Source organism: Nostoc flagelliforme FACHB-838 (assembly GCF_014698065.1).
In the GTDB taxonomy this organism is placed as follows: domain Bacteria; phylum Cyanobacteriota; class Cyanobacteriia; order Cyanobacteriales; family Nostocaceae; genus Nostoc; species Nostoc flagelliforme_B.
The window spans coordinates 1-4753 of sequence record NZ_JACJSI010000429.1; the positions used below are offsets into that span (position 1 = coordinate 1).

Sequence of the window (4753 nt, forward strand, 5' to 3'; positions counted from 1 at the left end):
ATTTAATTCAGCAACTAAAACGCCCAAGTATTCCTATGTGCTTGGTTTGATTTAAATTGTCGTGTGGTAGGGCTACGCCCCGCTCGCTATTTGTTCCAGTTGCGTAAGTCCTGGTGATATCAAGACTCCAACTTTGGTGATTCATTCAGATACCGCTTTAGTTCCTGATGGTGCACGTCGCTTTTTCCAGAGCATACCAACCAATCAAAAAAATTTACACTGGATGACTACAGAAAATCACATTGCATTTTACGACCAACAAGAAGTTGTGGAGGAAGCGGCTGTTAAGGCAACAACATGGCTCAAACAAACACTCAGTAGAAATTAGTCCTAAAATTATGATGTTGGTGAAATCCAGATAAAGCTAGAGAGACTCTCATGCAATTAGGGAGCAAGCTGAGTCAAAACATCATCACATCAATATATGTATGTAGTTGCACATTGGAGCTATTACGTGTAATAAGAGCCTCAAAGCCTTCTTAATTGATACAAGTGATACAAGGCGCGATTGCCCGCCTGATAAAAAGCCTGATCGTGCCACTCGTGTTAAGCCAATGCTGCTCAATCTCCCCCAATTGAGATCATCGTTACGCACACTTGACTAGAATTAAAGTAGTAAAAGAGAGTGAATCGTTAGCTTTTTTGAAAACCGTGTTTCTTTAGGTTAATGTTTTAAGCAGTTTGACTACGTATGAATAGACGTAACATAACTAATAAAATAGTGGAATAATGCAGGATTTTTCTAATCCATTTTAAGAGAGCGTTCTGATTTGAAATATTGATTTTTTCATTTTCTGAAATATGCAGCAAGCAAATGTCTAATTCTTCAAAGAACTGTGACTTTTCAAAATCGAGAACTACAGGTAAATCTTTACTGATAGATTTGTTGACCTTTCTTATTGTAAACACGTAGTATTCACGAGCATCTAGCCCAAGCAATGCAAGGAGTTTATCATTACTTTTATACTTGAAGTATGTCACACTAAAAATCAGCAGCAAAAAGAACTTGCAGGCTAACTTTGCCTTTAATCCATTAGAAAGTTGTAGTTGAGATTTAATAATTGCACCAAAAAAATCTCCATGTCGATTATCATCTTCACTCCATGATTTATAGAAGCCAAAAATAGGATAGATGGAGTATTCAGGATGAAATTCTAAATGCTCGAAAATGGTTATGTAATAACAGCTAGAAATTCTCTCAGACAGATAGGTAGAGTAGATAAACCATGAGAAAGGTAGAAAAATATATTTTCTATGTTCTTTCTTTAGAAAACCTAATCCAGGTTTAATATGAAAATCTAAGAGGGCTTTATTTAGAAAACTAGCGTGACGGGCTTCATCACGAGACATCAGGGAGAATCCATCTGAAAGGACGCTGTTTGTTTCCTTAAGTTCAGATGATAATTCTTTGTATAGGATAAATCCTGAGTACTCAGCAGCACAGTACATTTCCAGAAGTTTAATTATGAGTTCTCGCGCCTCACCTTGAATGTGATCCCAAGACTGCTCAAATCTCTCGTCACGTATATAGTTGTCTTTAGTGTAGTCGTTCTTTAGATTGGCGATAGCAGTACTAAAGGCTCCTTGAAAACTTGAGGTATCAGTACTAGCAAATTTTTTGATGTTAGTTGTATAAAACCCTGGGCAAATGAGAGCTTCTTTCGCTAAAACCTCAGTGTTTGGCTGTGTATTTTCAACATATCCCATATTCTAAATCCTCTATTAAATGTCAGTCTCGATACTACTTTAATAGAATAATCTTAAGCTTGATTTATCGCCTTTTCCTGCACCCTCGCAGACATTAGTGCAATTACCTTAACCTCTCACTGATGATGCTTCACTCATCTTGTTCTCTTGGTACTGCCTACTATCTATACGAGCGCGTATACTGAGAAAGCTTTTTTACAACCTGTCCGACTCTTCAAACATCCTCTGAGATAGATGTATTGATTTACAATAATTTCAGTCAATATATCGGTTGAACTGCCATGCCTTGCGGAAGTTAAACCACAGCAGTTGCTGCTAAAGAACGTGAGCGGCGGTATTAGACCGCAGTGCTGTTAAATTAATAGTTAGGACTACCCGTTGTGGCTAACGATGACACCTTGAGCATTATCGAATTGCTAGAAGAACTGCGAGCAATAGCACAGCTTGGATTGAACTATTCAAAGGACGTTTACGATCGCGAGCGCTACGAGCGACTTCTTGCTCTTGCTTCGGCACAGTATTCAGCACTGTGTTCCCTCCCTAGTTCAGAAGTAGAGAAGCGATTTCGCACAGAGCTAGGTTACATTACGCCGAAAGTGGGAGTGTCCGCTGCAATATTAAACGACCAGGGCCAGTTATTGTTGGTTCAGCGAACTGACGATAGTACGTGGTGCTTGCCGTGTGGTTGGGCTGAAGTTCGAGAAACGCCACAGCAGTCGATTGTGCGCGAAGTGCTAGAAGAAACGGGTTTGCTTGTGGAAGTTGGTTCGTTGATTCGTCTTGGTTGGCGTATGCCTGGAGATTTTGGGCAGCCGCACACCACTTATCATCTCCAGTTTTATTGCACGGTTGTCGGTGGAACGTTGCTTGAGTTGCATGAAACAACGAAGATTGGGTACTACTATATATGGTCTATCAATAGATGGCATCTCGATCATCAGGTTGAAGCCGAAGCAGCACACCAGTATTGGCGCAATCAACGCAGTCAGGGCTAGGTATGTGGTGACTCATCAGTGTAATCTGTCGCCACGGGTACGAGTTTTCCTTGAGTTTCTAAATAGCTATTGCAGTCAGTTTTTGGGAGAGATGGAGAAGAACTTGAAGAAGATGGCATGAAGAAAATAGAACCAATCAAAAATAAAACACCCTCTGATAAGTGCAGTAGAGACATGGGTGAAAAATGTTGAGCAATCTCGAACATTGAATCAATTAGAAACAAACCAGAACCGAGCAAAAATGACAAACTTGCGATCAAAATTCGTTTTTCCACGCTAATTCTCCTTCGCTAAATCGTTTAGAAATTGAAGTGTTCGAGGGAAAATTACTGTGCTGGTTTTGTAACTTCCCTTTCATAACACTTTGTAACGAGATCGATTACAATTACAATTTAAGTGAATCTAAAAGCTCTAGGATACTTGAATCTTGCCCGTTTGTCAAAATCTTGCTGTCAGTTTTGGAATGACTCAAAATTCCTATGGCAAAGACATCTCAAGTCAATAGCACCCTTCCACGCAAGTCAGAAATTCCTATCCCGATCATGTCAAGTGAAACGCTTGGCTGGCAACCACTGCTAGTTGAGGAATTTCAGCAACCTCCTGGGGGAATCGATCTACCAGAAGCCTGGGCAGGTCACTCCATCGCGCTTTGTTTAGCCCCTCGTCCCCATCGCATCTCTCAAATGGTGGGAGATCGCCGCTACACTGGTCTTTACTCAAAAGGCGATATCTCGATTACTCCGGCTGACATTCCTGCATCCTACCGTGCAGAAGGCAATGATCACTATCTTCACGTCCTAGTGCCTGCTCAATTCTTTCAATCCGTTGCCCAACAAACAGCAGAACTTGACCCTACTCGCCTGGAATTAGTAACGGAATTTCGTGTGCGCGATCCTCAACTAGAGCAAATCTTGATGCTGCTTAAGGCAGAACTCTACAAAGGAGGTGGCGGCGTTGGGCGGCTTTATGTCGAATCGCTGGCAAATGTGTTAGCCATTCATTTATTGCGGGAGTATTCCAGCACCCAGCCCCGTATCCCACGGCATCCAGGCGGTTTGGGTGATCACCAACTCCTACAAGTCTCGGAGTACATTCATGCCCACCTCGATCAAGAAATCAAATTGGTTGATCTTGCCAATATTGTGTCGGTGAGTCAATTTCATTTCAGCCGCCTGTTCAAACAATCAATGGGAATGTCTCCACATCAGTATTTGGTGCAACAGCGAGTGGAGCGAGCTAAACAGTTATTGAAAACATCGAAATTGGCGATCGCACAGATTGCGCTTCAGTGTGGATTTAACAGCCAAAGCCACTTAGGCAAGGCATTCCGAGAAGCAACCGGAATGACTCCTAGTGATTATCGCCAGCACTAAATCTTGAGTGTTATTATCGGGTAACTGAGGCAAGAGCTGCTCAAAAACACAGTCAGTAGACCGAAAAATTCAACACTATTGTGACTTAAAGTAAAAGGTTGCCATTGCGGCAAACTTTTACTTTAAGTCACAAGTATTTGAAAATTTAGAATGCCTTAGCGTTCGCGGAGCCTGTCGCAAGTACGACTAGGCTTAACGTTCGCGTAGCGTCTCGCAGAGAAGCGATCGCTGGCAAAGTAAGGTAACGAAAAACCAAACATTTCAGTTTTTCACAAGCGCCTAGGTCTTGATTGAACGTGATGGCTACGGACTGCAAGCTGCGATCATCGCAGATTGTGTATCAAGGAAAAATAAGCATTTGGTGTTTGATTCGCGCGGCCACTTTATCCTTTAAGTGACAGGTGTGAAAGCATAAAGCGAGCAAATTGCTCAACTTATGCTTTCAGTGACACTATACAAGAATTGTGCCCGACACAAAATAAGGAGTTAATATTTAGTATAACTTCTAAGTTGGTAAAACAGACCTTAATAGGTGTTGATTGAATTTAAAGTTTAAACTAGATGCCATTAATTTATCAACCGAGAAGCTATCAAGTGGGGGTGAGAAGAAGTATCCCTGTGCGTGTTGGCATTGTTTGATTTGAAGTTGCGTTAGTTGTTCGATTGTTTCTACCCCCT

Annotated in this window: 5 protein-coding genes; 3 read left to right on the forward strand and 2 right to left on the reverse strand. The window is 41.5% G+C overall.

Translation table 11 applies throughout. The features are described from left to right. Positions 1 to 133 precede the first annotated feature (133 nt). Positions 134 to 328, forward strand: a complete 195-nt coding sequence (locus H6G97_RS45670) for a hypothetical protein (protein WP_190947032.1) — start codon at positions 134 to 136, stop codon at positions 326 to 328. Positions 329 to 672: 344 nt separating this feature from the next. Here the strand turns inward: H6G97_RS45670 and acsF are convergent, their stop codons facing one another. After that, positions 673 to 1707, reverse strand: a complete 1035-nt coding sequence (acsF, locus tag H6G97_RS45675) for a magnesium-protoporphyrin IX monomethyl ester (oxidative) cyclase (RefSeq protein ID WP_190947033.1) — start codon at positions 1705 to 1707, stop codon at positions 673 to 675. 380 nt (positions 1708 to 2087) lie between these two features. On the opposite strand from acsF, the gene H6G97_RS45680 reads away from it, so the two are divergent. After that, positions 2088 to 2702: an NUDIX hydrolase N-terminal domain-containing protein gene (locus tag H6G97_RS45680; RefSeq protein WP_190947034.1), complete on the forward strand. Its 615-nt coding sequence runs from the start codon at positions 2088 to 2090 to the stop codon at positions 2700 to 2702. Here H6G97_RS45680 and H6G97_RS45685 read toward each other — a convergent pair. Beyond that, positions 2699 to 2977, reverse strand: a complete 279-nt coding sequence (locus tag H6G97_RS45685; RefSeq protein ID WP_190947035.1) for a hypothetical protein — start codon at positions 2975 to 2977, stop codon at positions 2699 to 2701. The genes H6G97_RS45680 and H6G97_RS45685 overlap by 4 nt on opposite strands. A 204-nt stretch (positions 2978 to 3181) precedes the next feature. Here H6G97_RS45685 and H6G97_RS45690 point away from each other — a divergent pair, with 204 nt between their 5' ends. Beyond that, positions 3182 to 4075: an AraC family transcriptional regulator gene (locus H6G97_RS45690; RefSeq protein WP_190947036.1), complete on the forward strand. Its 894-nt coding sequence runs from the start codon at positions 3182 to 3184 to the stop codon at positions 4073 to 4075. Positions 4076 to 4753: the final 678 nt, after the last annotated feature.

Bases quoted from the DNA above. Each gene is read 5' to 3' on its own strand.
- acsF (WP_190947033.1), bottom strand. From the start codon at position 1,707: ATGGGATATGTTGAAAATACACAGCCAAACACTGAGGTTTTAGCGAAA.
- H6G97_RS45690 (WP_190947036.1), top strand. From the start codon at position 3,182: ATGGCAAAGACATCTCAAGTCAATAGCACCCTTCCACGCAAGTCAGAA.